The organism is Vogesella aquatica (assembly GCF_028548455.1).
GTDB lineage: Bacteria > Pseudomonadota > Gammaproteobacteria > Burkholderiales > Chromobacteriaceae > Vogesella > Vogesella aquatica.
Map to the genome: position 1 here is coordinate 87,229 of NZ_JAQQLF010000009.1, position 25,492 is coordinate 112,720.

28 protein-coding genes and 2 tRNA genes are annotated in these 25,492 nt (G+C 59.9%); 10 read left to right on the top strand and 20 right to left on the bottom strand.

Annotated elements, in window-relative coordinates:
- Position 1 precedes the first annotated feature (1 nt).
- Positions 2–583, top strand: a complete 582-nt coding sequence (locus PQU95_RS08585) for a hypothetical protein (RefSeq protein ID WP_272751613.1) — start codon at positions 2–4, stop codon at positions 581–583.
- 63 nt (positions 584–646) lie between these two features.
- On the opposite strand, the gene PQU95_RS08590 is transcribed toward PQU95_RS08585, so the two are convergent.
- Positions 647–985 (bottom strand): thioredoxin family protein, encoded by a 339-nt coding sequence (locus PQU95_RS08590; protein ID WP_272751614.1) that lies wholly within the window; start codon positions 983–985, stop codon positions 647–649.
- A gap of 2 nt (positions 986–987) precedes the next feature.
- Positions 988–1,461, bottom strand: coding sequence for an NUDIX domain-containing protein (locus PQU95_RS08595; protein WP_272751615.1), 474 nt, complete (start codon positions 1,459–1,461; stop codon positions 988–990).
- 183 nt (positions 1,462–1,644) lie between these two features.
- On the opposite strand from PQU95_RS08595, the gene PQU95_RS08600 reads away from it, so the two are divergent.
- Complete coding sequence (locus PQU95_RS08600; protein ID WP_272751616.1) at positions 1,645–2,901, top strand: TIGR03862 family flavoprotein; 1,257 nt, start codon at positions 1,645–1,647, stop codon at positions 2,899–2,901.
- Positions 2,902–2,937: 36 nt separating this feature from the next.
- On the opposite strand, the gene PQU95_RS08605 is transcribed toward PQU95_RS08600, so the two are convergent.
- From PQU95_RS08605 to PQU95_RS08620, 4 genes are all read right to left on the bottom strand, one after another.
- Entirely contained in the window at positions 2,938–3,690 is a 753-nt protein-coding gene (locus PQU95_RS08605; protein ID WP_272751617.1) for a substrate-binding periplasmic protein, read from the bottom strand.
- A gap of 253 nt (positions 3,691–3,943) precedes the next feature.
- A complete protein-coding gene (locus tag PQU95_RS08610) occupies positions 3,944–5,740 on the bottom strand; it encodes a methyl-accepting chemotaxis protein (RefSeq protein ID WP_272751618.1) in 1,797 nt (598 codons plus the stop codon).
- 111 nt (positions 5,741–5,851) lie between these two features.
- Positions 5,852–6,454, bottom strand: coding sequence for a class I SAM-dependent methyltransferase (locus PQU95_RS08615; protein WP_272751619.1), 603 nt, complete (start codon positions 6,452–6,454; stop codon positions 5,852–5,854).
- 52 nt (positions 6,455–6,506) lie between these two features.
- Positions 6,507–6,935, bottom strand: a complete 429-nt coding sequence (locus PQU95_RS08620; protein ID WP_272751620.1) for a DUF1289 domain-containing protein — start codon at positions 6,933–6,935, stop codon at positions 6,507–6,509.
- Positions 6,936–7,016: 81 nt separating this feature from the next.
- Between PQU95_RS08620 and PQU95_RS08625 the strand changes: the two genes are divergently transcribed.
- Positions 7,017–7,262 carry a hypothetical protein gene (locus PQU95_RS08625; protein WP_272751621.1) on the top strand — a complete coding sequence of 82 codons (246 nt, stop codon included), beginning with the start codon at positions 7,017–7,019 and terminating at the stop codon, positions 7,260–7,262.
- A gap of 341 nt (positions 7,263–7,603) precedes the next feature.
- On the opposite strand, the gene yfcF is transcribed toward PQU95_RS08625, so the two are convergent.
- Positions 7,604–8,242, bottom strand: a complete 639-nt coding sequence (yfcF, locus tag PQU95_RS08630) for a glutathione transferase (RefSeq protein ID WP_272751622.1) — start codon at positions 8,240–8,242, stop codon at positions 7,604–7,606.
- Between the two features lie 120 nt (positions 8,243–8,362).
- On the opposite strand from yfcF, the gene PQU95_RS08635 reads away from it, so the two are divergent.
- Positions 8,363–9,268 carry a LysR substrate-binding domain-containing protein gene (locus tag PQU95_RS08635; protein ID WP_272751623.1) on the top strand — a complete coding sequence of 302 codons (906 nt, stop codon included), beginning with the start codon at positions 8,363–8,365 and terminating at the stop codon, positions 9,266–9,268.
- A 53-nt stretch (positions 9,269–9,321) separates the two neighbouring features.
- Here PQU95_RS08635 and PQU95_RS08640 read toward each other — a convergent pair.
- From PQU95_RS08640 to PQU95_RS08685, 10 genes are all read right to left on the bottom strand, one after another.
- Positions 9,322–9,398, bottom strand: a tRNA-Pro gene (locus PQU95_RS08640).
- A gap of 30 nt (positions 9,399–9,428) precedes the next feature.
- Positions 9,429–9,782, bottom strand: coding sequence for a MerR family transcriptional regulator (locus PQU95_RS08645; protein ID WP_017507009.1), 354 nt, complete (start codon positions 9,780–9,782; stop codon positions 9,429–9,431).
- Positions 9,763–10,065: an integration host factor subunit alpha gene (locus tag PQU95_RS08650; RefSeq protein ID WP_017507008.1), complete on the bottom strand. Its 303-nt coding sequence runs from the start codon at positions 10,063–10,065 to the stop codon at positions 9,763–9,765. The genes PQU95_RS08645 and PQU95_RS08650 overlap by 20 nt, the downstream gene beginning before the upstream one ends.
- A gap of 65 nt (positions 10,066–10,130) precedes the next feature.
- Positions 10,131–12,491, bottom strand: coding sequence for a phenylalanine--tRNA ligase subunit beta (gene pheT / locus PQU95_RS08655; RefSeq protein WP_272751624.1), 2,361 nt, complete (start codon positions 12,489–12,491; stop codon positions 10,131–10,133).
- 18 nt (positions 12,492–12,509) lie between these two features.
- A complete protein-coding gene (pheS, locus tag PQU95_RS08660) occupies positions 12,510–13,496 on the bottom strand; it encodes a phenylalanine--tRNA ligase subunit alpha (RefSeq protein WP_272751625.1) in 987 nt (328 codons plus the stop codon).
- 120 nt (positions 13,497–13,616) lie between these two features.
- The gene (gene rplT / locus PQU95_RS08665) at positions 13,617–13,973 is read right to left on the bottom strand and encodes a 50S ribosomal protein L20 (RefSeq protein WP_017507005.1); all 357 of its coding nucleotides are present in this window, start codon (positions 13,971–13,973) and stop codon (positions 13,617–13,619) included.
- 13 nt (positions 13,974–13,986) lie between these two features.
- Entirely contained in the window at positions 13,987–14,184 is a 198-nt protein-coding gene (gene rpmI, locus PQU95_RS08670) for a 50S ribosomal protein L35 (protein ID WP_017507004.1), read from the bottom strand.
- A 152-nt stretch (positions 14,185–14,336) separates the two neighbouring features.
- Entirely contained in the window at positions 14,337–14,876 is a 540-nt protein-coding gene (infC, locus tag PQU95_RS08675) for a translation initiation factor IF-3 (RefSeq protein WP_441374857.1), read from the bottom strand.
- A 16-nt stretch (positions 14,877–14,892) separates the two neighbouring features.
- Positions 14,893–16,794: a threonine--tRNA ligase gene (gene thrS, locus PQU95_RS08680; protein WP_272751626.1), complete on the bottom strand. Its 1,902-nt coding sequence runs from the start codon at positions 16,792–16,794 to the stop codon at positions 14,893–14,895.
- A gap of 189 nt (positions 16,795–16,983) precedes the next feature.
- Positions 16,984–17,060, bottom strand: a tRNA-Val gene (locus PQU95_RS08685).
- A gap of 124 nt (positions 17,061–17,184) precedes the next feature.
- On the opposite strand from PQU95_RS08685, the gene tgt reads away from it, so the two are divergent.
- The 6 genes from tgt (at position 17,185) to mutL (ending at position 24,267) form a co-directional block, all read left to right on the top strand.
- Positions 17,185–18,300 (top strand): tRNA guanosine(34) transglycosylase Tgt, encoded by a 1,116-nt coding sequence (gene tgt / locus PQU95_RS08690; protein WP_227304926.1) that lies wholly within the window; start codon positions 17,185–17,187, stop codon positions 18,298–18,300.
- Between the two features lie 147 nt (positions 18,301–18,447).
- Entirely contained in the window at positions 18,448–18,765 is a 318-nt protein-coding gene (gene yajC / locus PQU95_RS08695) for a preprotein translocase subunit YajC (RefSeq protein ID WP_272751627.1), read from the top strand.
- Between the two features lie 42 nt (positions 18,766–18,807).
- Positions 18,808–20,655: a protein translocase subunit SecD gene (gene secD / locus PQU95_RS08700; protein WP_272751628.1), complete on the top strand. Its 1,848-nt coding sequence runs from the start codon at positions 18,808–18,810 to the stop codon at positions 20,653–20,655.
- An 11-nt stretch (positions 20,656–20,666) separates the two neighbouring features.
- Entirely contained in the window at positions 20,667–21,602 is a 936-nt protein-coding gene (gene secF / locus PQU95_RS08705) for a protein translocase subunit SecF (protein WP_017506998.1), read from the top strand.
- Between the two features lie 122 nt (positions 21,603–21,724).
- Positions 21,725–22,360, top strand: coding sequence for a DedA family protein (locus PQU95_RS08710; RefSeq protein WP_272751691.1), 636 nt, complete (start codon positions 21,725–21,727; stop codon positions 22,358–22,360).
- Positions 22,357–24,267 (top strand): DNA mismatch repair endonuclease MutL, encoded by a 1,911-nt coding sequence (gene mutL / locus PQU95_RS08715; protein ID WP_272751629.1) that lies wholly within the window; start codon positions 22,357–22,359, stop codon positions 24,265–24,267. The genes PQU95_RS08710 and mutL overlap by 4 nt, the downstream gene beginning before the upstream one ends.
- Positions 24,268–24,326: 59 nt before the next feature.
- Here the strand turns inward: mutL and PQU95_RS08720 are convergent, their stop codons facing one another.
- From PQU95_RS08720 to rpmB, 3 genes are all read right to left on the bottom strand, one after another.
- The gene (locus PQU95_RS08720; RefSeq protein WP_272751630.1) at positions 24,327–24,569 is read right to left on the bottom strand and encodes a hypothetical protein; all 243 of its coding nucleotides are present in this window, start codon (positions 24,567–24,569) and stop codon (positions 24,327–24,329) included.
- Positions 24,570–24,752: 183 nt separating this feature from the next.
- The gene (gene rpmG, locus PQU95_RS08725) at positions 24,753–24,908 is read right to left on the bottom strand and encodes a 50S ribosomal protein L33 (RefSeq protein ID WP_017506994.1); all 156 of its coding nucleotides are present in this window, start codon (positions 24,906–24,908) and stop codon (positions 24,753–24,755) included.
- Between the two features lie 29 nt (positions 24,909–24,937).
- Positions 24,938–25,171: a 50S ribosomal protein L28 gene (rpmB, locus tag PQU95_RS08730; protein ID WP_026107616.1), complete on the bottom strand. Its 234-nt coding sequence runs from the start codon at positions 25,169–25,171 to the stop codon at positions 24,938–24,940.
- Between the last annotated feature and the right edge of the window lie 321 nt (positions 25,172–25,492).

The window sequence follows — 25,492 nt, forward strand, 5'->3', positions numbered from 1 at the left end:
CATGAACCTGCCACTGATCCACGACGCCATCGATCTGCTGCGCCTGCGCGTTGGCCACCTGGAACAATACCAGTACCCGCTGGGCCAACTCATGAGCGTGTTTGCCTTACTAGGCATGATGTCGGCCGCCGCCGCCCACGCCGACGGCGCCAGTGGCGACCCGCTGGCACTCACATTGTTCTTTACGCTGTATACGCTGATGGAAACCTCGCTGTACGCCACCTTCATGCGCTGGTGGTTACGACGCGCCGGCTGCCGTATCGAGCCCCCCCTGATCGGCCTGATTGCCGCAGCCAGCCTGATCAAGCTGCTGGACCCGCTGGTGAGCTGGCTGCCAGATGACGTAGCGCAGGGCTTGTCGCTGGTTTTGGGCGCGGTGGCCTTGTATATCGTGGTGAAGGCGCAGGCACTGACGACCGGCGCCAGCGTGCTGCGCGTACTGGGCGGCACCCTGCTGTTTTCGCCCATAGCCATCATCCTGATGGTGAATATGGTGACGGTAGCGGCCAGCATGGGCGTTGAAGTATTCCCGCCCGAGCTGATGCAGGCAGCCACACTCAAGGCTGGCGAGAGTACCCCTTGAGTGTATTTGCTACCAAAACAAAACGCTGCCACCAGGCAGCGTTTTGTTTTGCAGAGCACCGTCTCAGGGTTCTTCTTGCGGGCTGGCTGCCAACGCGGCCGCCAGCGCCTGCCGTACCGCCGGCGCACTGAAGGCGCTCTGCCACATGGCGTGAAACTGGCCATCACGATAAAGCGCAAAAGCAGGCAGCTGGAACAGCCCGAAGCGGTACGCCAACGCCTGCGCGCGGGCAACGTCGGCGTACCACAACTGCACGCCCAGACCCGCCAGCCACGAGGGCAACTGCGCCTGCCAGCCACGGCAGGCACCACAATGCGGCTGGCCGAACATCACCAGGCTCACACCCGGCGTTGCGGCCAACGTGGCATCAAAGCCGAACTCGTCCAGTGTTTGCCAGGGCATGATCAGTCCATTTTGGCGATATAGCGCGCCAGCTGCAGAATGGCGCGCACGGCATCGCTCTTCGGGCCTTCCTCGCTGCGCAGCTTGGCGTAGCGGCGCAAAATGGCGCGCGATTCCACGTGCACGTCCATCTCGCTATCCGGCGAGGTAATCAGCGTCATGCGCGCCCCGCCCTCCTGCATGCGCGGCTGGCCCTGGGCGATGCACAGGTACACTTTGTGGGCATTATGCTGGGTAATATGATCGTACAGGTACAGCATGGAATTGATTCGCAAGCCGGTCTGGTCGCGAACCTGGCGCAATAGCGCCTGCGAGCGCAGCTCGCCACGCTGCGACACACCACCAGGCAAGCTGAAACGCCCGCCTGCCGAAGCGGTCATCAACACACCGTCGGGAAGCTCGATAATTGCCGTGGCACGGCGGGGTAAGGTAGGGGAAAGACGGGATTCAAAGCGGTTTTCACGCGTAAAACTCATAATATGCAGATACAGCCCAATAGATGAAAGAACAAAAGAAACAACGAAATAGAGCGCTCCTATTTTAATCAAGCACTTGGCAGGCAGCAAATACCGTCCGCATCAAAGCGCTGTCAGCAGTTGGTTTTTCTGCTGCTTTCGGTAACAATCGCGCGCCCAGCCTAAAACTATGCGGATTACCCCATGACCTTACACGTTTCTACAAGCACACAGCACCGCGTCGCCGTGATTGGCGGCGGCCCGGCCGGCCTGATGGCCGCCGAAACCCTGCTGGCAGCAGGTGTGCAGGTAGACGTGTTTGACGCCATGCCATCGCCGGGGCGCAAATTCCTGCTGGCTGGCGTAGGCGGCATGAACATTACCCACAGCGAGCCAGCCGCCAAATTTTACCGCCGCTACGGCCCGCGCGAAGCCGCGCTGGCGCCGATGCTGGACGCCTTCAATGCCGATGCGTTGCGTCACTGGGTACACGGCCTGGGGATCGAAACCTTTGTGGGCAGCTCGGGCAAGGTATTCCCGCGTGAAATGAAAGCCGCCCCACTGTTGCGTGCCTGGCTGGCGCGCCTGCGCGAGGCCGGCATGCAGTTACACGTGCGCCACCGCTGGGAAGGCTGGCTCGCCGATGGCAGCTTGCGCTTTAGCACCCCGACTGGGGAAACACACTGGCAAGGTTGCGCGGTAGTGCTGGCACTGGGCGGCGGTAGCTGGGCCAAGCTGGGTTCGGATGGCCGCTGGCTGCCCTTGCTCGGCGAAAAGGGCGTGGACACCCGACCACTGGCGCCATCAAACTGTGGTTTCGAGCGCCCATGGAGCGACCACTTTGCCAGCAAGTTTGCCGGCCAGGCGCTCAAAGGGGTGACCTTGCAATTTGCCGATGCATGCGGCCAACCCAGCCAGCGCCGGGGCGAGTTTGTCGTCACCGCCACCGGGGTGGAAGGCAACCTGATCTACGCCTACAGCGCCGCCATTCGCGACGCCATTACCCGCGATGGCCAGGCCACCATCACGCTGGACCTGCTGCCCGACCGCAGCCTTGAGCGCCTGCTGGGCGAGCTGCAGCGCGGCCGTGGTGCGGCCTCGCTGGCCAACCACCTGCGCAAACAGTGCGGTCTGGATGGTGTCAAGGCAGGCCTGCTGCGTGAATTGCTGGATAAAGACAGCTTTAACGATATGGCCAGGCTGGCACAAGCCATCAAGGCACTACCGCTCACGCTGCACGCCGCGCGCCCCATCGACGAAGCCATCAGCACGGCAGGCGGGGTACGCTTCGAGGCCATGGATGAACACGGCATGCTCAAAGCGCTGCCCGGTGTGTTCTGCGCGGGTGAAATGCTGGACTGGGAAGCACCAACCGGCGGCTACCTGCTGACCGCCTGCTTTGCCAGCGGCCGCACCGCAGCACAAGGTGTGCTGCATTGGCTAGATCGCAGCACGCTCTAGGGCTTGCTAACACTATTTCTTGCTGCAACGCAGGCCCTAATCGCCCGCGGCCTGGATCGTCGCCAGCGACACGCCGTACTGGGTACGGTAAAAGTAGTCCAGCTGGCCGCTACGCTGCCAGCGCAATGCCTCGTCATCCAGCGCCTGCGCAAAGCCAGCCAAGCCAGGGCGCACCGCCACCGGCTGCGGCATGCTGGCTGCGACCGGGTGCAGCGCTCGCATCAAGCGGCGGCTTTGTAGCGGCAAGCTAGACGCCACGTAACGCTCGTCCTCAAATACCACGTCGATTTTATTGCGTATCAGCAGGGTAAACAGCGCCTCCGCATCGTAAGCCGGCACCCGGCTCCAGCCACTTTGCAAAACCAAACGGTCCGGATAGCGATAGTGTTGCCCCCACCCCACACGCAAACCAGAAAACTGGGATAAGCTGCTGAAAGCTTTATGTGGCGAATGGTAAGGCACAAAAGCGCTCAATACCCAGAACACCATAGGTTGCTTTGTCAGCAGCCAGCCTTCCAGCTGCTCTTTGCTCGGCGTAAAGGCCAGCGCATCGGTTCCGCCAGATGCGGCCAGCTTGCGACAGGCTTGCAATGACAAAAACTGGTATTGCACCCGCACATGCTGTTTGCTGGCCGCTTGTGCTATCCAGCTGGCAGCCATACCGGCTACACGGCCGGCATCATCACGATACAAGAATGGCGGCCAGGCCTCGGCACAGACTTTCACCACAGCCGCATGCACAACGGCAGGCAAGAGCAAGACCAGTATCATCAATCCATGAAGCAACATACCTGACCTCTTCCTGTGCCGGCTCGCGATACAGCAGCACCCAGCACACACAGCTGCGCCAGCCTGCCTACCAGCCTCGGGCAAGTAAGCCCACTCTATCGTATGCCTAGCATACTTCAATACTGTGCGCTGCAATATATGGCGTGTTCAGTACTTGTCATAACCATCCGGCCACCGACAAGAAAACGGCCAACCCAACAAGGTTGGCCGCGCTAGCCATGATTAGCCGCGCCAGGCGCGACACGGCGTTCAGCTACTTCTGAAACAAAGAGCCAGGGTCAAAACCGACCCGGATGGCGCCCCAGTGACGATCGTTGATCATCACCGGCAAAGCGATCTCGGACAATATCTCGCCTGTGTCACGCATATAGGTTTGCAGCAGGAAAGGCTGTTTGCTACGCGCGGATTTCAAACCGGTAGGGTCGTTGAAAATGCGCTTGTCACGGCTACCTACCAGGTCTTGCTGCGGGTCACCCGTCTGCGGTTTGGCGTAAAAGCTGTTGTGCGTGGGCGCGTAGCCATTATTGTCGACCAACAGGCAGAAGCGCCCGCCCGTCACATTCTGCACCACGCGGTCGTAAACCTTCTGCAATGGCAACTCCAGCCGGGTATCGTACTGGGTGTGATACTTGGGCGGGTTGGTTCCCGCGATAGGCTGGTAGCGCTGGTCAAAAATATCACAGCCGTCCTGCTGTGCTTGCAACAGCAGCTGCACCAGCTCGCCGCAGGCATGGCGGGCATGGCTGATGGTTTCATCCAGAATGCCCTCGCCCAGCACAAAGCGGGCTACCAGCTCCTGTACTTCCTCGGCGGCACGAGACAGGGCCACCGAGTCTTCTTCCGACTGTTTCAGGCTGGTTGATACCGAAGCGCTCAAGGTGCTGATTTCACCAACGTTGGCCGCAATCTGCTGGTTGGAGCTGGCAAACTCGCCCATGGTGCTGGCGATTTGCCCCATACGGCTGGCTGTATTTTCGAAATCTCCCATCATGCGGCCAAAATGATGCGAGGAACGGTCTATCACCTCGCGCGCCTGCGCCGTGTCTCGCGTGATGACAGAGGTCTCATCCTTGGTGTTTTGCACCAGGCTCAGCATACCGTCGATATTGCCGCTGATTTCGTCCGTCGCCACCTTGACCCGCTCTGCGAGTTTGCGTACCTCGTCAGCTACCACGGCAAAGCCGCGGCCGGCCTCCCCGGCCCTGGCAGCCTCGATGGCGGCATTCAGGGCCAGCAGGTTGGTTTGTTCGGATACATCCTTGATCAGGTCGGCAATAGTCTTGATGCTGGCGGAGCGGCTGTTGAGCTCGTCCACCGTACCGTTGAAGGTATTGACGCGCTGACTGACACCACCGATTTTCTGCGCCGCATCTTGCAGCTCGGCGTAGGACGCCTTGGCCACATCCAGATTATGCAAGGTGGTCGCCGAAATCTGCTGGGTATCGGCCGACACCTGAATGACACCTTGCGTGGAGCGGGCACTGGCATCGCTTACCTGGCCTGCCAGGGCTGCTTGCTGGGTGGCATGGTTAACCGAAGCGCTGATGTGTTTGCGGGTACGCGCGGAGTCCATGGCAATACGCATCGTCATGGTGCGCACATTGCTGATGATTTCTCGCATCTTTTGCAGAAAATCGTTGTAAGACAACGACAAATCGCGGATCTCATCGTAGGTGATAGTCGGAATTTCACGCGATAGATCGCCTTCGCCGGCACCGATTTCCCGGAAAATCGTAATGATCATCTGCAGGGGCCGCACGATCAGATAGCGCAGATACCACACCATGAAGGCAATGAACACCAGCGACACCGCCCAGATTGCCAGAGACCAGTAGATAGTACGATCCAGCAAGGCATGCACCTGCTGCAGGCTTTCCGGCCCCAGCTGCTGCGCGCTTACCAGACTACGAATTTCCTCAAGAGAATTATAGACATAGGCGATAAGCACCAGTTGAAACAGGCTGATAAAGAAGAAGCTGCACAGCTTTTTAGTGAGAGAATTCCAGAAGGTTTTCTCGATCAGGAAATACGTCTTCCAGAACCATTCCATCACATGCTCTCCTCTTGCGTTTTTATTTGGGCTCTTTGCGTGCGGCACCACTAATCTATACATGTTATCTATAAATTAACGTGCTGACTATTCAAGGGCTGTTGACAGTAATCAAGCAGATGGCAGCTTGCGCCACTCCAGCCAATACTCATCCGGATGGAATACCGATAGCGAGCCGGCAATCCTTTCCTGCTTTTGCAGTACAAAATACTGGCCGAGCGACTGCTGCAGATTGGGCAGGGAAGTACCAAAAGGGGGGCCCTTGGCTTGATCACGCAAAAAGAAGTAACCCGCCAGCACGCCGCCAGCCGGGATCAGCGCCGCCATGCGCTGCGCATAGTGGCTGGCCAGCGCCGGTGGCAAAGCACAGAGGAATGCCCGCTCGTATACCCAGTCCCACTCCCCGGACACGGTATCGTCAAAGAAATCCGCCTCGATAATGCGGGACGCCAGTGCCGGGCAAGCAGCCTGCGCGCGTGCTACCGCGGCAGGGCTGAAGTCGAACGCCAGCGCATCACAGCCGTGCGCCAGCAACTGCTGCAATTCGTAGGCACTACCACAGCCGGGGATAAGGACACGCCGCGGCAGCCCGTCAGCCAGCAAGGCGCTGGCATGCTCGACAAAGCCAGCCGGTAGCCCGGCGCTATCCCACGGGGTGACATTACTCTGGTAGCGTGTTTCCCAGAAATCAGCCTTGCTGCTGTCCTGTGCCATATCGCACTCCATGTTTGATGAGCATGAACATAGCATTCAGCAAAGCGCGGTTTCAATATAAATCTGTCATCTCGCCACCCGGGGTGGCCAGCCAGGCAAACAGCTGCTGCGGCCAACTATCCAGCGACACCTCCAGTGCCAGCTCGTTTTCGCCGTAACGCAGGGGCAGCAAGCGCCTTTCGCCGTCCAGATACGGCTGCCCCAACCGCAGTTCACCACCATCACGCAGGGTAAATCTGGCCGACTCGCTGCCATCATGTGGGCATATCTCCAGGTGGCCATGCAAGGGGCGTACCACGGCCAACCATACCTTGCGTATGGACAGGCAAGCCCAGCAATGGTCTTTTTCTGCCTGGCTGAGCTCTCCCCAGAAACTGATCTCGCCAAAGGTACGCGCACAGCCACGGCAGACATCGTCGCCGATGGCGGTGGAGCAAATGCCGATGCACGGCGTATCAGGCTGCTGGCTTAATGATGACATGTAACAATAAATTCATGTTTCTTGACGTATAACGCCATATGATTGATAAATAAATGTAACTAATAATTCACACGCACACACATGCAACGAGACGAATCCCTGATCTACAGCATACTCAGAATGCTGCGCAGCCGCGCCCCCGGCAGCCTGGAAGAAAACCGTATCGTCAGTACGCTGGGGCAGGCCTCGCCAGGACGCATTGCCCACATCCGCGAGCAGCTGCAATACCTGCACAACACCGGCATGCTCAAACGCATTCTGGTCGCCAAAAACCGTACCGCCTACCAGCTGGACTGGCCTGGCTACGACTACCTGGACGGTGCCTGAGTTCTGCCCCCTCTGCTAGGCAACGGGCAAGCATCGCCAACATAGCAGCAAGCGCAAGTGCAACACAGCACCCTAGCCAGGCAATCATTCGCGCGCCAAGCCAAGACACAACACTCGCCATGCGGCCAAGCCATCGATAATAGCCAGCCGCACCGCGGAGAACTGCCAATGCCTGTCGAAGCAACGTACTGGCCGCCACACAGCCGTGCTTACCAGCCAAATTACCCGCGTTACCGGCTCATACCGTGCCGGAACACCATCTGCAGGCGCAGGACAAACCAGGCAGACCCAAGCCCGCAGGTTCATGGGGGACGAGCATAGCAGGCCACCCACCGCCATCACTACCCGCGCGCGCCCTGTTGCTGCGCCAGCCAGGCCTGCACCGCAGGGCGCTGCCATTGCTGGCGCGCATAGCCGGCCAGCTCCGGCGGCACCGGCTCACCATTATTGACCAAGCGCAGCAGCATCAGCGCCAGATCGGTATCCGCAATGCACCATTCACCAAACAGGTTGGCCGCGCCATCGGCCAGGCAGGCCTCCGCCACGCGGATCAGCTTGGCCGCCGCTTGCTGCCCGGCGGCGTCCAGTGGTGCGGGGGTCGGATGCAGAAATACGACCTCTGTCGTACGCTGCTGGCGTAGTGGCAGCAAATCGCTACGCAGCCAGGCTTGTAGCTGGCGGGCTCGGGCCCGTTGCTGTTCATCCTGCGGGTACACCGCGGCATAAGCCGGTGCCGGGTAACGCGCCTCCAGATACTCGGCAATGGCAGATGATTCGGACAAGCGGAAGTCGCCCTCTACCAGCAAAGGCACCCGTGCTGTAAGCGATGCAGCAGCGTAATCAGGCTGCAGATTGGCACCACCATCCAGATCAACGCCGTGACACAGAAACGGCAGCCCTTTCTCGTACAGCACCACGAACACCGACATGGCGTAAGGGCTGAGAAAACGGCTATCAACGTACAATTCCAAATCATTCATATGAGCTCCGGGCCGCAGTGCGGTAAGCAAGGCTAATCAAAACAACATCAGACCAGTCTAAAGGAGCGTATTCATGCTGAAAATCGATCATTACTGGCCATTTGCGTTAGCATTACTTACATGAATACCCTTCCACCACTTTCTACCCTACGCAGCTTCGAAGCCGTGGCACGCCTGGGCAGTGTCAGCCGTGCCGCCACCGAGCTGTGCATTACCCACTCTGCCGTGAGCCAGCAGCTGAAACTGCTGGAAAGCCAGCTGGCCGCGCCACTATTCAGCAAAGTTGGCCGCAAGCTGCAGCTGAGCGAGGCCGGGCGTACTTATGCGCTGAAAGTAAGAGTCACACTGGCCGAGCTGGCCGATGCCACCCGCCAGCTGCAACAACAAACGCCACAGCAAGAACTGGTACTGGCCGTACTGCCCTCGTTCGCCCAGCAGTGGCTGCTGCCGCGCCTGCCCGGCTTCCGGCAACGCTACCCGCAATACCGCCTCACGCTGCATGCCAGCCTGGATATCCAGCCGCTGGCTTACGGCCAGATTGATATGGGTATCCGCATGGGGCGCGGTGGCTGGCAAGGCCTGCAACAGGAACAACTGCTGCAGGAACATCTAGTCGTGGTAGCTGCACCGCACTTCCGCCACGGTCAGCTGCCAGCCAGCGCCGAAGAAATCGTCAGCAGCCCCATCGTGCATACCGTAGAGTCTTGGCACAGCTGGTGCCAGCAAGCACACGTCAACGAGCCACCAGCAGGTACACTCTGGATCAACGACAGCAACCTGCTACTGGCGGCCGTATTACAAGGAGAAGGGCTGGCGCTGATGCGGCACAGCCTGGTGGCACGCTACCTGGCAGATGGCCGGCTGTGCCAGCTCAGCCCGATCACCGTGCCCCACCCCTCGGCACTGTGGCTGGTCTGGCCACAACACCCGCAGCTCAGCCAGAAGCAGGCCGACTTCCGCCACTGGCTACATAGCGAAATGGCCGCTTACCGGCACGGGCTGCCCGCTGGCCTGCAGGCCAGCTAGAAAACAAAAAAGCCACCCGCGGTGCGGATGGCTTTTTTGCTGAATTGGTTCTTTGGTCGGGGCGAGAAGATTCGAACTTCCGACCCCCTGCACCCCATGCAGGTGCGCTACCAGGCTGCGCTACGCCCCGACTAAAGAGGTAAAAATTATAGAGTCATTCTCACTCTTTGCCAAGCGAAATATCCAGCCAGTCTACAATCGACTGCAGCTCGGTGCGTACTTGCTGGGCTGTCAGCGGCGCCTGCTCGGCACTGCCGCCCTGCAAGCGCTGGCGCGCGCCCTGCAGGGTAAAACCATCGTCGTACAGCAGATCGCGGATCTTGCGCACCAGCAGCACTTCGCCATGCTGGTAATAGCGGCGGTTACCACGGCGCTTCACGTTACGCAGCTCGGAAAACTCCTGCTCCCAGTAGCGCAGTACGTGTTGCTTGACGCCTGTCAGCTCGCTGACTTCACCGATCGTGAAATAGCGCTTGGCCGGAATCGCCGGCAGCTCAGCCTTGTTTGTCGGCATGATGTTGTTCAACCATTCCCTTGAGTTTCTGACTTGCATGGAAAGTTACCACGCGTCGGGCAGTGATGGGAATCTCTTCCCCGGTTTTCGGGTTACGGCCGGGGCGCTGCGGCTTGTCGCGCAGCTGGAAATTACCGAAACCGGACAACTTTACGCTGGTACCGGTTTCCAGGGTGGCGCGGATCTCTTCAAAAAAAGACTCCACCATGTCCTTGGCTTCGCGCTTGTTCAGGCCCACCTTGTCAAACAGCAGATCGGCCAACTCGGCTTTGGTCAAAGTCATGACAATTCCTCACTACAACATCGGATAAAACGCCACCCGCCCTGCGGGTGGCCTACAGAGATACATCAGGCGCGCAGCACAGCACCGGCAGCCTGGGCGGCCGCCAGCATCGCAGCCACAGCCTGCTCGACTTCGTCATCCACCAAGGTGCGGTCGGCAGCTTGCAGCACAATGCGGAACGCCAGGCTCTTCTTGCCCTCGTCCACGCCCTTGCCGCGGTACACGTCGAACAGCGCCAGCTCGCGCACGAAGGCACTGGCGGCGGCTTTCATGGCCAGCTGGATGGCGGCAGCGTTCACGTCTTCCGCTACCACCAGCGCCAGGTCGCGGCGTACCGGCTGGAACTTGCTGACCGGGGCCAGCTGCACGCGGCCAACCTGCTCGACAGCTTCGACTGCCAGCTCGAACAATACCGGGGCGTTGGTCAGGCCATAAGCCTGTACCCACTGCGGGTGCAGCTCGCCCAGCACGCCGACCACGGCACCATTCAGCAGCACCTCGGCGCAGCGGCCCGGGTGGAATGCCGGATGCGCGGCCTTGCGGTACTCCGCCACGCGCGGGTACAGCAGGGCTTCCACATCGGCCTTGATGTCATAGAAATCGACACGCTCAGCCTTGCTGGCCCACTGCTCGTCCACACGGCCGCCGTGCGCCAGACCGGCGACCACTTCGGGCTGCTGTACGCTGCCGTCGGCCTGTTTGTGGAACACACGGGCAATCTCGAATACGCGCACACGGCTGTGTTTGCGGTTCAGGTTGGCCGCAAGGGTATCCACCAGGCCACCAATCAGGCTGGAGCGCATCACGCTCATCTGGCTGGCGATCGGATTGATCAGGCGTACCGGGTTGGCGTTACCGGCAAAGTCGCGCTCCCATTTTTCTTCCACAAAGGCGTAGCTAACGATTTCCTGGAAATCGCGGCCAGCCAGCAGACGGCGCACTTCGCTACGCACGCGCAGGCCTTCCGGCTGCGGCAGCATGGTTTGTGCCGCTACCGGTGCATCGGCCGGAATATTGTCGTAGCCGTACACGCGGGCGATTTCTTCGATCAGGTCTTCTTCGATCTCGATATCAAAGCGGAAGCTCGGCGCGCTCACCACAAAACCTGCGTCGTTTTGCTCGAAAGCCAGGCCCAGGCGGGTAAAGATGGCAGCGATCTGCTCGGCAGCCAGCGCCACGCCCAGTACACGGGCAACGCGGGCGGTGCGTACCGTGACGCTGCTACGTTGCGGCAGGGTGCCCACGGTTTCGGTCAGCGGGCCGGCTTCGCCGCCGCAGATTTCCAGCACCAGCGCGGTAGCGCGCTCGATGGCTTCAGTCTGCAGGGCAAAATCCACACCGCGCTCGTAGCGATAGCTGGAGTCGGAGCCGAAGCCCAGTGCGCGCGCCTTGCCAGCGATGGCTTCAGGCTGGAAGAAGGCGCTTTCCAGGAAGATGTCGCGGCTGGCGGTGGTCACACCGCTGTCCAGGCCGCCCATGATGCCGGCGATGGCCAGCGGCTGCTGGTCGTCGGCAATCACCATCAGGTCAGGTGTCAGCGCCACTTCTTTTTCGTTCAGGCACACCAGCTTCTCGCCTGCGACAGCCATGCGCACGGTGATGCCACCGTTGATCTTGCCCAGATCGAAAGCGTGCATCGGCTGGCCCTGCTCCAGCAGGATGTAGTTGGTGATGTCGACGATGGCGGAAATGGAACGCAGGCCGGAACGCTCCAGACGGCGCTTCATCCAGTCTGGCGTCGGCGCGGCGGCGTTGACGTTTTTTACCACGCGGCCAACGTAGCGGCCGCACGGTGCGTTGTCGGCAATAGCGACGGCCAGCTTGCTGTCGGTTTGCGGCGCCACGGCGGCGATACCCCAGGCCGCCAGCGGGCTACCGGTCAGCGCGGCCACTTCACGGGCGATGCCGCGGATAGACAGGCAATCGGCGCGGTTCGGCGTGATCTTCAGCGTAAACAGGCTGTCGTCCAGGCCCAGGTAGTCACGGATGTTCTGGCCTACCGGCGCGTCAGCCGGCAGCAGCATCAGGCCGTCGACGTCTTCCGGTACACCCAGCTCTTTGCCGGAGCACAGCATGCCGCCGGACTCGACGCCACGCATCTTGGTGGGCTTGATCTTGAAATCGCCCGGCAGGATGGCGCCTGGCAAGGCGCACGGCACCTTGACGCCCACCGCCACGTTCGGTGCACCGCACACGATTTGCACCAGCTCGCCGGTGCCCACGTCGACCTTGGTCACGCGCAGGCGGTCGGCGTTTTCGTGCTTTTCACATTCTTTGACTTCGCCCACCACCACGCCGGTAAAGGCCGGGGCAGCGGCAACAACGTCTTCTACTTCCAGGCCTGCCATGGTCAGCAGGTAGGACAGCTCTTCGGTGCTCAGCGACGGGTTAACGCGGCTGCGCAGCCATTGTTCGGAAAATTGCATGTGGTCTCTCCGTCGCGATCAGTTGAATTGTTTCAGGAACGTCAGATCGTTCTCGAAGAACAAACGCAGGTCGTTCACGCCATACCGCAGCATGGCGAAACGGTCCAGGCCGATACCGAAGGCAAAACCGGTGTATTTTTCCGGGTCGATGCCGACATTGCGCAGCACATTCGGGTGCACCATGCCGCTACCACCCACCTCCAGCCAGCGGCCTTGCTCGTCCAGCACGTCGATCTCGGCCGAGGTTTCGGTAAACGGGAAGAACGAAGGACGGAAGCGCACCTGCATGTCGTCACGCTCGAAGAAGCGGCGCAGGAATTCGGTGATGGTGGCTTTCAGGTCGGCAAAGCTCACATTTTGGTCGATCCACAGGCCTTCCATCTGGTGGAACATCGGCGAGTGGGTGGCATCGGAGTCCACGCGGTACACACGGCCGGGCGCCACGATCTTGATAGGCGGCTGGTGGTCCAGCATGTAGCGCACCTGGATCGGGCTGGTATGCGTACGCAGCACGTCGCCACCTTCCACGTAGAAGGTGTCCTGCATGGCGCGGGCGGGGTGGTTTTCCGGGATGTTCAGCGCCTGGAAGTTGTGGAAATCGGTTTCGATTTCCGGGCCATCGGCCACTTCAAAGCCCATGCTGGCGAACAAGCCGGTAATGCGTTCCAGCGTGAGGGTGACCGGGTGCAGGCCTGCCGGTGTGGCGCCACGGCCAGGCAGGGTGACATCCAGCGACTCTGCGGCCAACTGTGCTGCCAGCTTGGCGGCGTTAAAACCGTCACGCACGTCGTTATGGCGGGTCTCGAAAGCCTGTTTGGCGGCATTGATCGTCGCACCGGCGGTCTTGCGCTCGTCGGGCGACAGTTTGCCCAGCTGTTTCAGAAGCTCGGTCAGCGCGCCACTTTTACCTAGAAAGCGGGCCTTGACCTGTTCCAGTTCAACGAGATCGGTAACAGCATCGAGTGCTGCCAGACCTTCCTTGAGAATCACGTCAACATTGCTCATGGGTCGCACCAGTATGCGTAAGAAAACTGACCGGAGCGCAGCCGCTCGAATCAGCATTCTTCATGGAAAGTAAACCGAAAAAAAAGGGAGGCATCAGCCTCCCTTTTTAGTGTCCTGCGATTAAGCGAGGGCGGCTTTCGCTTTTTCAACGATCAGCGCAAATGCCGGCTTATCGAACACGGCCAGATCGGCCAGAACCTTACGGTCGATTTCGATCAGCGCTTTTTTCAGGCCGTTCATGAATTTGCTGTATGGCAGGCCGTTTTCACGAGCAGCTGCGTTGATACGGGCAATCCACAGTTGACGGAACTGACGCTTTTTCTGACGACGGTCGCGGTATGCATATTGACCGGCTTTCATCACCGCCTGTTTGGCGATGCGATAGACGTTCTTGCGACGGCCGCGATAGCCTTTCGCCAGGGCGAGGATTTTCTTGTGACGAGCACGTGCGGTTACACCGCGTTTTACGCGTGGCATTCTTCAGGTCTCCTTAAGCGTAAGGCATCATGGCGCGTACAGAAGCCATGTTGGTAGCGTGAACCATGGTGGTACCACGCAGTTGACGTTTGCTCTTGGTGGTTTTCTTGGTCAGGATGTGACGTTTGAAAGCCATGGAGCGCTTAACGCCACCATTGCCCAGCACTTTGAGACGCTTTTTCGCGCTCGATTTGGTTTTCATCTTCGGCATGGAAATCTCCTGCTGAATTTCATTAGATTAGACACAGGGTGGCCACCGGCACTTGAAACCACTGCGTCACGCTTTTGTTGCAAGCTGTTTCCGGCTTACAAAATCAACACGGCAGGCGAACCTGCCGTGTTGAAGTCGATGATTATAACCGATTATTTCTTTTTCGGGGCAATCATCATTACCATCTGGCGACCTTCCAGTTTCGGGAACTGCTCGACAGTCCCTACTTCTGCCAGATCCGCCTCGACACGCTTGAGCAGTGCCAGGCCGATATCCTGGTGAGCCATTTCACGACCGCGGAAACGCAGCGTGATCTTGGCCTTGTCGCCTTCAGTCAGGAAGCGGATCAGGCTACGCAGCTTGACGTTGTAGTCGCCATCGTCCGTACCAGGGCGGAACTTGATTTCCTTAACCTGGATCTGTTTCTGCTTCAGCTTGGCTTCGTGCTTCTTTTTGGACTGCTGGTATTTGAACTTACCGTAGTCCATCAGTTTGCACACAGGCGGCTGGGCTGTCGGGGAAATCTCGACCAGATCAACTTCGCGCTCTTCGGCCATCGCCAGTGCTTCACGCACGGTCACGATACCGAGTTGTTCGCCTTCTTCACCTACCAAGCGGATTTCACGGCCGGTAATTTCACCGTTGATCCGTGGTTCACGTTCCTGAGCTATAGCAATTACTCCTAAAGAAATTCATCGTATCCGTGCGTTAAGCCTGCGCCATGGCAGCATCAAGATGCTGGATGAACGCGTCGATTGGCATCTGGCCCAGGTCTTCGCCCCGGGCGCGCACGGCAACCAGCCCGCCTTCCATTTCTTTATCGCCGATAACGATCTGATACGGAAGCTTTTGCAAGCTGTGCTCGCGGATTTTATAGCCGATCTTTTCGTTTCTCAAGTCAAGATCAACGCGATAGCCATGTTTACGCAATGTTGCGGCAACATGCGTGGCGTATTCGGCCTGCGAGCCGGTGATATTCATCACCACCATCTGCACCGGCGCCAGCCACAGCGGGAAAGCGCCCGCGTGGTTTTCGATCAGGATGCCGATAAAGCGCTCCAGCGAGCCCAGCACTGCGCGGTGCAGCATCACCGGGCGTTTGCGGCTGTTGTCGTCGGACACGTATTCGGCGTCCAGGCGCTCTGGCAGCACATAATCGAGCTGCAGGGTACCACACTGCCAGGAGCGACCCAGCGCGTCCTTGATGTGATACTCGATTTTCGGGCCGTAGAACGCGCCTTCGCCTGGCAGCTCTTCCCACTCGATACCGCAGGCGCGCAGTGCTTCGCGCAGGCCTTCTTCGGCACGGTTCCAGGTTTCCAGGTCGCCGGCGTATTTTTCCGGACGCAGCGACAGCTTCACCGACACCTTGTCAAAACCGAAGCGCTGGTACACCGACATGGTCAGCTCGTTGAACGCCTTGGCTTCGCTGATGATCTGGTCTTCGGTACAGAAGATGTGCGCATCGTCCTGCACAAAGCCGCGTACGCGCATGATGCCGTGCAGCGCGCCGGACGGCTCGTTACGGTGGCAGGCGCCAAATTCGGCCAGACGCATCGGCAGGTCGCGGTAAGAACGCAGGCCGCTGTTGAACACCTGTACGTGGCCCGGGCAGTTCATCGGCTTCACGGCGTAGTCGCGCTTTTCCGACTCGGTGGTGAACATGCCTTCGCGGTAGTTTTCCCAGTGACCGGATTTTTCCCACATCACGCGGTCCATCACCATCGGGGTGCGGATTTCCTGATAGCCGGCGGCGGCCAAGGTTTTACGCATGTATTGCTCGATGCTCTGCCACAGCGCCCAGCCTTTGGGGTGCCAGAACACCATGCCTGGCGCCTCGTCCTGCAGATGGAACAGGTCCAGCTGCTTGCCCAGCTTGCGGTGGTCGCGCTTCTCGGCCTCTTCCAGCATGTGCAGGTACTGTTCCAGGTCTTCTTTCTTGGTCCAGGCGGTACCGTAGATACGCTGCAGCATTTCGTTATTGCTATCGCCACGCCAGTAGGCACCGGCCACCTTCATCAGCTTGAATACTTTCAGCTTGCCGGTGGACGGCACGTGCGGGCCGCGGCACAGGTCGGTGAACTCGCCTTCGCGGTATAGGCTCAGCACCTGGTCAGCCGGAATGGACGCAATGATCTCGGCCTTGTAAGCCTCGCCGATACCCTTGAAGTAGGCCACCGCCTCGTCACGCGACAGCTCGTAGCGCTCTACCGGAATGTCTTTCTTGGCCAGCTCCTGCATCTTTTTCTCGATGGCCACCAGGTCTTCCGGGGTAAACGGGCGCTTGTAGGCGAAATCGTAGTAGAAGCCGTTTTCGATTTCCGGGCCGATGGTGACCTGCGCTTCCGGGAACAGCTCTTTCACCGCGTAGGCCAGCAAGTGGGCGGTAGAGTGGCGGATGATGGACAGGCCGTCCGCGTCTTTCTCGGTAATGATGGCCAGGTCAGCGTTGGCCGCAATACGGTAGGAGGTATCAACCAGTTGGCCGTCCACGCGACCAGCCAGCGCCGCACGCGCAAGACCGGTACCGATGGACGCAGCCACTTCGTGCACCGTTACCGGCTGGTCGAAGGAACGGATGGAACCGTCGGGCAGGCGAATGTCAGGCATAGCAACTCCAGCTTAATCAGAAGGTGGACAGACGAAAACCAAAAAAAAAGTGCGGCTCGAGCCGCACTTTTTCGTTTGCATGGAGTATCCCTTTACCGTGTAAAAGGCCCCCGTACTGGCTCGGAATTATCTCGAGGTACGGGTGGTGGTAGTTCGTTTGAACATGGCAATACTCCAATACAGAAATTCTGGTAGGCACGATCGGATTCGAACCAACGACCCCCACCATGTCAAGGTGGTGCTCTAACCAACTGAGCTACGTGCCTGTTGTCAGGAATAAAGATATTAGCGGCTAAAGGCCGGGCTGGCAAGCAAACAGCGGGCAATCGCTGCCAGCGGGGTGTATACTGGCGGGCTAATTTTCAGATTCAGATGAATGATATCAAGCACATGCTGAAGTTTACCCTGCACAAGACCTCGGGCGGCGCACGCCGCGGAACGCTGGAACTGAACCACGGTACGGTAGAAACGCCGGTATTCCAGCCCGTGGGCACCTACGGCTCGGTGAAGGCCATGAGCCCGCACGAGCTGCTGGACATCAAAGCCCAGATCATTCTGGGCAACACCTTCCACCTGTGGCTGCGCCCGGGCCTGGACATCATTGAAAAATTTGGCGGCCTGCACGAGTTCATTGGCTGGGACAAACCCATTCTGACCGACTCCGGCGGCTTCCAGGTATTCAGCCTGGGTGCGCTGAACAAGATCACCGAAGAAGGCGTTACCTTCCAGAGCCCGGTCAACGGCGACAAGCTGTTCCTGTCGCCGGAAAAGTCGATGGAAATCCAGAAGGTGCTGAATTCGGACATCGTGATGATTTTCGACGAATGCACGCCAGGCCAGGTAGACCACGCTACCGCTGCCAAATCCATGCGCATGAGCCTGCGCTGGGCCGAGCGTTCACGCCGCGCCTTCGATGACCTGAAAAACCCGAACGCGCTGTTCGGCATCGTGCAAGGCAACCTGTACCGCGACCTGCGCCAGGAATCGCTGGAAGGGCTGATGAATATCGGCTTTGACGGCATCGCCATTGGCGGCCTGTCGGTAGGCGAGCCCAAGCCGGAAATGTACCGCATGCTGACCGAGCTGAAAGACATGCTGCCGGCCGAGAAGCCGCACTACCTGATGGGCGTGGGCACACCGGAAGACCTGGTACATGGCGTGGCCAACGGTATCGACATGTTCGACTGCGTCATGCCGACCCGCAATGCGCGCAATGGCTGGATCTTTACCCAATGGGGCGATATCAAGATCAAGAATGCGCGTTACAAGGACGACAAAAAGCCGCTGGACGAGCAATGCGAATGCTACGCCTGCCGCCACTTCAGCCGTGCCTACCTGCACCACCTGCACCGCACCGGCGAAATCCTGGGCGCACGCCTTAATACCATCCACAACCTGCATTACTACCAGGTGCTGATGCAGGAGATGCGCGACGCCATCGACGCCGACCGTTTCGAGGACTGGAAAGCCAGCTTCCACGAACGCCGTGCACGCGGCGTGAACTAGGCTAGAGAACTGACCGGGTTGGCCGCAGTCATACGCTGTTTGCGGCCAACCTTTAGCACGGTTGGAAAGTAGCCCGCCCGTGGCTACAATGCCCCACTTGCCAAAATCATCAACCCACTAGCAACTCGATAAAATAGGGAGACCCGAATGTTTATCCCCCAGGCTTTCGCCAACACCGGCAGCGCAGCGTTTGACATCATGCAGTTCCTGCCGATGATCGTGATCTTCATCCTGTTCTGGTTCCTGCTGGTGCGCCCGCAGCAAAAGAAAATGAAAGAACACCAGAAGATGCTGTCCGAGATATTAAAAGGCGACGAAGTCGTAACCCAGGGTGGCATTATCGGCCGCGTGACCAAATGCGGTGACCAGTACCTGACCGTGGAAATCGCCAACGGCGTGGAAATCAACGTTCAGCGCGGTGCCGTCGGTGCCAAGCTGGAAAAAGGCACGATCAAGTCCCTGTAACCCCCGGGCCGCCCTGGCGGCCCTTTTCCTGTCAAGCCTTCCATGAACCGCTTCCCGATCTGGAAATACCTACTGATTGCGCTGGTGCTGATCACCGCCACGATCTACACCCTGCCCAATTTCTTTGGCGAAACGCCAGCGGTCCAGATTTCCAGCACGCGCCAGTCCACCCCGGTAGACACCGCGCTGATGGCCCGCATCGAAACCACCCTGAAGCAGCAAGGCATTGCCCCGCTGGGTATCTTTCTGGATGGCACCAGCCTGAAAGTACGCTTCAAGGACCCGGACACCCAAATCAAGGCACGCGATGCCATCCAGCAAGCGCTGGGTGACACCTACATCATCGCCCTGAACCTGCTGCCCGCCTCGCCCGAATGGCTGACCCGCCTGCACGCCAACCCGATGTTCCTGGGCCTGGACTTGCGCGGTGGCGTGCACTTCCTGCTAGAAGTGGACATGAAAGCCGCCGTGGAAAAAACCATGGAACGCTACGCCGGCGACGTACGCCGCGAGCTGAAGGCTGCCAAAATCCGCTATGGCGCCATCAAACGCCTGGGTGATACCACACTGGAAGTGCAGCTGCGCGACGCCGAAACGCTCAAAGCCGCCGCCGACAAGCTGGCACGCACCCTGCCTTCGGTCACGTTCACCAGTAACGACGCCAACTTCCGCCTGACGCTGACCCTGAAACCGGAAGAAATCACCCGCATCCAGAGCGATGCCGTGAAGCAGAACATCACCACCCTGCATAACCGCGTCAACGAGCTGGGCGTGGCCGAGCCGGTGATCCAGCAAGCCGGCCCTAGCCGTATTGTGGTGCAGCTGCCGGGCGTACAGGACACCGCCAAGGCCAAGGACATCCTGGGCCGTACCGCCACGCTGCAAGTACGCATGGTGGAAGACGACCAGGGCAAGGTAGCCGAAGCACTGGCCGGCAACACACCAGCCGGTTACGAGCTGCTGGACGAAGCCACCTCGCGCGGCACCAGCAAGATCCTGCTGAAAAAAGACGTGGAGCTGACCGGCGACAATATCAACTCCGCCCAGCCTGGTTTCGACCAGAACGGTGGCGCGTCGGTAGACATCGGCCTGGACAGCACCGGCGCCGAAATCTTCCGTACGCTGACCGCCGAAAACATCGGCAAACGCATGGCCATGGTGCTGGTAGAGAAAAACCGCAGCGAAGTAGTCACCGCCCCGGTGATCCGCAGTGAAATCGGCGGTGGCCGCGTACAGATTTCCGGCAGCATGAACCCGGCCGAAGCCAACGACGTAGCCCTGCTGCTGCGCGCCGGCTCGCTGGCGGCGCCGATGAACATCATCGAAGAACGCACCATCGGCCCGAGCCTGGGCAAGGAGAACATCGAGAAGGGCTTCCACTCCACGCTGTGGGGCTTCGCAGCCATCGCCGTGTTCATGGCGATCTACTACGGTGTATTCGGTGTGATCTCGGTGATTTCGCTGGCGGCCAACCTGTTCATGCTGGTAGCGCTGCTGTCCATGCTGCAGGCCACACTGACCCTGCCGGGTATCGCCGCGATCGCGCTGACACTGGGCATGGCCATCGACGCCAACGTGCTGATCAACGAGCGTATCCGTGAAGAACTGCGCAACGGCGTACCGCCACAGTCGGCCATCCAGGCCGGTTACGGCCACGCCTGGGCCACCATTCTGGATTCGAACGTGACCACGCTGATTGCCGGCCTGGCGCTGCTGATCTTCGGCTCCGGCCCGGTACGCGGCTTTGCCGTGGTGCACTGCCTGGGCATCATGACTTCCATGTTCTCTGCGGTACTGGTATCGCGCGCCGTGGTTAACCTGTGGTATGGCCGCCGCCGCCGTCTGACCTCCGTGTCGATTGGCCAGGTTTGGAAGCCGGAAAACAAATAAGGATCTGAGAGATGGAGTTTTTCCGCATCAAACGGGATATCCCGTTCATGAGCTACGGCAAGCTCACCACCACCATTTCGCTGGTGACCTTCATCCTGGCGGTGGTGTTCCTGTTTACCAAGGGCCTGAACCTGTCGGTGGAGTTCACCGGCGGTACCGTGATGGAAGTGCAGTACCAGCAAGCGGCCAACCTGGGCGATATCCGCCACCGCGTGGAAGCGCTAAAGGTCGGCGAGGTGCAGGTACAGAGCCTGGGCACCAGTCGTGACGTGCTGATCCGCCTGCCCAGCAAGGCGGGGGTGAGCTCGGCCAAACTGTCCGAGCAGGTGATGGGCCTGCTGAAAGCCGGCGACGCCAGCGTGCAGCTGCGCAAGGTGGAGTTTGTCGGCCCCAGCGTCGGTGAAGAGCTGGTCAGCAGCGGCCTGACCGCCATCCTGCTGGTGTGCGTGGGTATCGTGATTTACCTGGCCATCCGCTTTGAATGGCGCCTGGCGCTGTCAGCCATCATTGCCAACATGCACGATGTGGTCATCATCCTGGGGTGCTTTGCACTGTTCCAGTGGGAGTTCAGCCTGACCGTGCTGGCCGGCGTGCTGGCAGTACTGGGTTACTCGGTGAACGAGTCGGTGGTGGTGTTTGACCGTATCCGCGAAAACTTCCGCCGCCCGGCCATGCGTGGCAAGAGCACCGCCGAGGTGATCGACAACGCCATTACCGCCACCATGAGCCGCACCTTCATTACCCACGGCTCCACCGAAACCATGGTGCTATCCATGCTGCTATTCGGCGGCCCGGCACTGCACGGCTTTGCCATGGCGCTGACTATCGGCATCGTGTTCGGTATCTACTCGTCGGTACTGGTGGCCAGCCCGCTGGCACTGGCGCTGGGTACCACGCGCGAGCACATGGTGAAAGTGGTCAAACCGAAAGAAGAAGCGGTGGTGTAAGACCGCACCGCACAACGCAATAAAGGTTGGCCGCACCTTGCGGCCAACCTTGTTGCGGTGTCTTGCAAAGCCGGGTTGCCTCAGCCCTGCCCTGCCAGCCACTGCAAAGCAAGACCATGGAACTGATTACCTTCCTGATCGACTTCATCCTGCACATCGACGTACACCTGGCCGAGCTGATCGCACGCTACGGCACGCTAATCTACGGCATCCTGTTCCTGATCGTGTTCTGCGAAACCGGCCTGGTGGTTACCCCCTTCCTGCCGGGCGACTCGCTGCTGTTCATGGCTGGCGCACTGGCGGCAGGTGGACAGCTGGATCTGGCGCTGGTGATGGCCACGCTAGGGGCCGCAGCCATTCTGGGCGACTCTACCAATTACCTGGTTGGCCGCACGCTAGGCAACAAACTGTTTGCCAACCCGCAGTCGCGCATCTTCCGTCGCGAATACCTCACCATGACCGAGGCGTTCTACGCCAAGCACGGCGGCAAAACCATCATCCTGGCGCGCTTCGCCCCCATCGTGCGCACCTTTGCCCCGTTCATCGCCGGCATGGGCCACATGCGCTACACCCGCTTCTTGCTGTCCAGCGTGGCAGGCACCGTGTTATGGGTAGGCGGTTTCTGCACACTGGGCTACGCCTTCGGCAACCTGCCGGTGGTGCGCCACAACCTGTCGCTGCTAATGGTGGCCATCATTGCCGTGTCACTGGCCCCCACCGTCATCGCCGTCATCCGCAGCAAGATGGCCAAAGCATGAAACGCATCCAGAAACTGCCCGACCACCTGGTTAACCAGATTGCCGCAGGCGAAGTGGTCGAGCGCCCGGCGTCGGCCCTGAAAGAAATGCTGGAAAACAGCCTGGACGCCGCTGCCAGCAAGATCACCGTGGACCTGGCGCAGGGCGGTATCAAGCTGATTCGCGTCACCGACAACGGCAACGGCATTGCCGCCGACGACCTGCCGCTGGCGCTGGATCGCCACGCCACCAGCAAGATCGCCAGCCTGGATGACCTGGAAAGCGTGTCCACCCTGGGCTTTCGCGGCGAGGGGCTGGCCAGCGTGGCCTCGGTATCGCGCCTGACCCTTACCAGCCGGCCGCACGACGCCGAGCATGCACACCAGATTATTGCCATCGATGGCACCCTGCACCCGGTAGAACCGGCCGCGCACCCGGCCGGCACCAGCGTCGAAGTAGTAGACCTGTACTTCAACACCCCGGCGCGGCGCAAATTCCTGAAGAGTGACAACACCGAGTACGCCCACTGCGCCGCCACCTTCGAGCGCATCGCGCTGGCGCACCCGCAGGTAGAATTCACCCTGCGCCATAACGGCAAGGTGGTATGGCGCTTGCCACAGCAAACCGTGGCCGAACGCGTCGGCGCCCTACTGGGCAAGGACTTTGTCGAGGCGGCACTGCCGCTGGACACCCAGGCCGCCGGCCTGGGCCTGACCGGCTTTGTCGCCAGCCCCACTTATTCGAAAGCCAGCCGCGACGCGCAGTATTTCTTTGTCAACGGCCGCTTTGTGCGTGACAAAACCGCCCAGCACGCGCTGCGCCAAGCCTACCGCGACGTATTGCACCACGAGCGCCACCCGGCCTACGCACTGTTTTTCACGCTGGATCCGGCCGGCGTCGACGTGAACGTACACCCCACCAAGATCGAGGTGCGCTTTCGCGAAAGCCAGGCCATCCACCAGTTCCTGTTCCACAGCGTGCACCGCGCACTGGCCGGCACCACCGCTGGCGCCAGCCCGGCGGTACAGCTGCAAGAGCAGCCGGTGGGCGAGCCTGGTGCCACGGCCGCCCCCCCGGCCGGTTTCGCACCACCGCCCCACACCCCACAGCAAGCCAGCCTGCTGCCAGCACGCCCTGCGGCCAACGTTGGCCGCACACCACTACCGCAAACCTACCGCTACGAGCAGCAAAGCATACCGCTGCATGTGGCGCGCGAAGCCATCGGCGTATACGACAAGCAGTTTGCCGGCCTGCGCGACGAAGAACGGCAGGTACCCGCCTCTTTCATCCCTGCCGTTAATGCGGCCAACCCGCCCCTGGCGCTACCTACCGCCAGCGAAGGCATACCGCCGCTGGGTTTTGCGCTGGCGCAGCTGCACGGCGTGTATATCCTGAGCCAGTGCGAAGACGGGCTGATCGTGGTGGACATGCACGCCGCGCATGAGCGCATTGTGTACGAGCGGCTGAAAACGGCACTGGAAGCCGACGCCATCCCCATGCAGCCGCTGCTGCTGCCGGTATCGTTTGCTGCCGATCGCTTCGAGGTCGCCACTGTAGAAGAAAACGCCGACGACATGAAACGCCTCGGTGTCGAGTTGGCGGTTCTCTCGCCCACCCAGATTGCCGTGCGCGGCATGCCGGTATGGCTAAAGGAAGGTAACGCGGTGGAATTGGCACGCGCTGTCCTGAAAGATGTGCGCGAGCACGGCCTGACGCAGGTCATGACCGAGCGCCGCAACGAGCTGCTGGCTACCATGGCCTGCCACGGCGCGGTACGCGCCAACCGCCAGCTAACCTTGCCGGAAATGAACGCCCTGCTACGCGACATGGAGGCCACCGAGCGCTCCGGCCAATGCAACCACGGCCGCCCGACCTGGAGCCGCCTGGGTATGCGCGACCTGGACGCCCTGTTCATGCGCGGCCAGTAACACCACCATGAAAAAAGCCTGGCATACGCCAGGCTTTTTTCATGACACGAAGCCGCTTCTCAAGGCGCCGGGGTGCACACCATACCGGCGGGGCAAGCCGCAGGCTCGGGTGCGCCACTACCGGCATTGGCCACCGCCTTCACGCCAGCCGCCGTCACATCCACCGCTGTACCCACCACGGTGGCTCCTACCGATACCGCTGTCGAGGCCACCGATACGGCCGCCCCCGCCACCGACACGACAGCACAACCTGACAACACCCCACCCGCAGCCAACAAGACCGTCATCCGCAACCAATGCATGCCATTCTCTCCTTATCCAGCCCGACAGTATAAATGCCAGCTGCCCGGTCAGCACCATCACGCTACCCGTTCAGGGTAATAGGCAAATGGCTGGGTCCATACAAAAACAAACCCCCAGCCTGGGCCGGGGGTTTGTTATCAACAGGTGCCCTCCCGAAGGAGCGCCACCGTAAAGAAGCCAAATTATTTCAGTTTGGTTTCTTTGTACAGAACATGCTTGCGGGCAACGGGATCAAACTTTTTGATCTCCATTTTTTCCGGCATGGTGCGCTTGTTCTTGGTGGTGGTGTAGAAATGACCAGTACCTGCAGTCGATTCCAGTTTGATCTTGTCGCGCATGGCTAATCCTTAAGCTTCGGTCGAGTTAATTACAGTTCGCCGCGAGCACGCAGGTCGGCCAGAACTGCATCAATGCCTACCTTGTCAATAGTACGCAGAGCAGCGTTGGAGATACGCAGACGTACCCAACGGTTTTCGCTCTCTACCCAGAACTTGCGATACTGCAGGTTCGGCAGAAAACGACGCTTAGTTTTGTTATTGGCGTGGGACACATTGTTCCCGGTCATCGGACGCTTGCCGGTGACTTTGCAAACACGCGCCATGGTTAATCACTCCCAAAAGCCGGTAAAAGAAAGACTTATACCATATTAAGAGGCCCGGATACAAGCACCCGCCACGGCAATTACATGCTGCAGCGGTAAGCTGTTGCCAGAACCCCAACCCAAAGTAAAGCGGATGATACCGCATTGCGGGCATTCACGCAGCAAAAAACTGCAAGCAAGATACACCGCACCGCGGATAAGCGCGCAGGCAAAAAGGCAAAACAAGCAAAGACTTACCCAGTGCAGCCCTGCACCAACCACCCCGGCAGGATTGGCCCAGCACCGCCGGCATCAGCACTGCTGGCGCTAGCGTGCGCACGA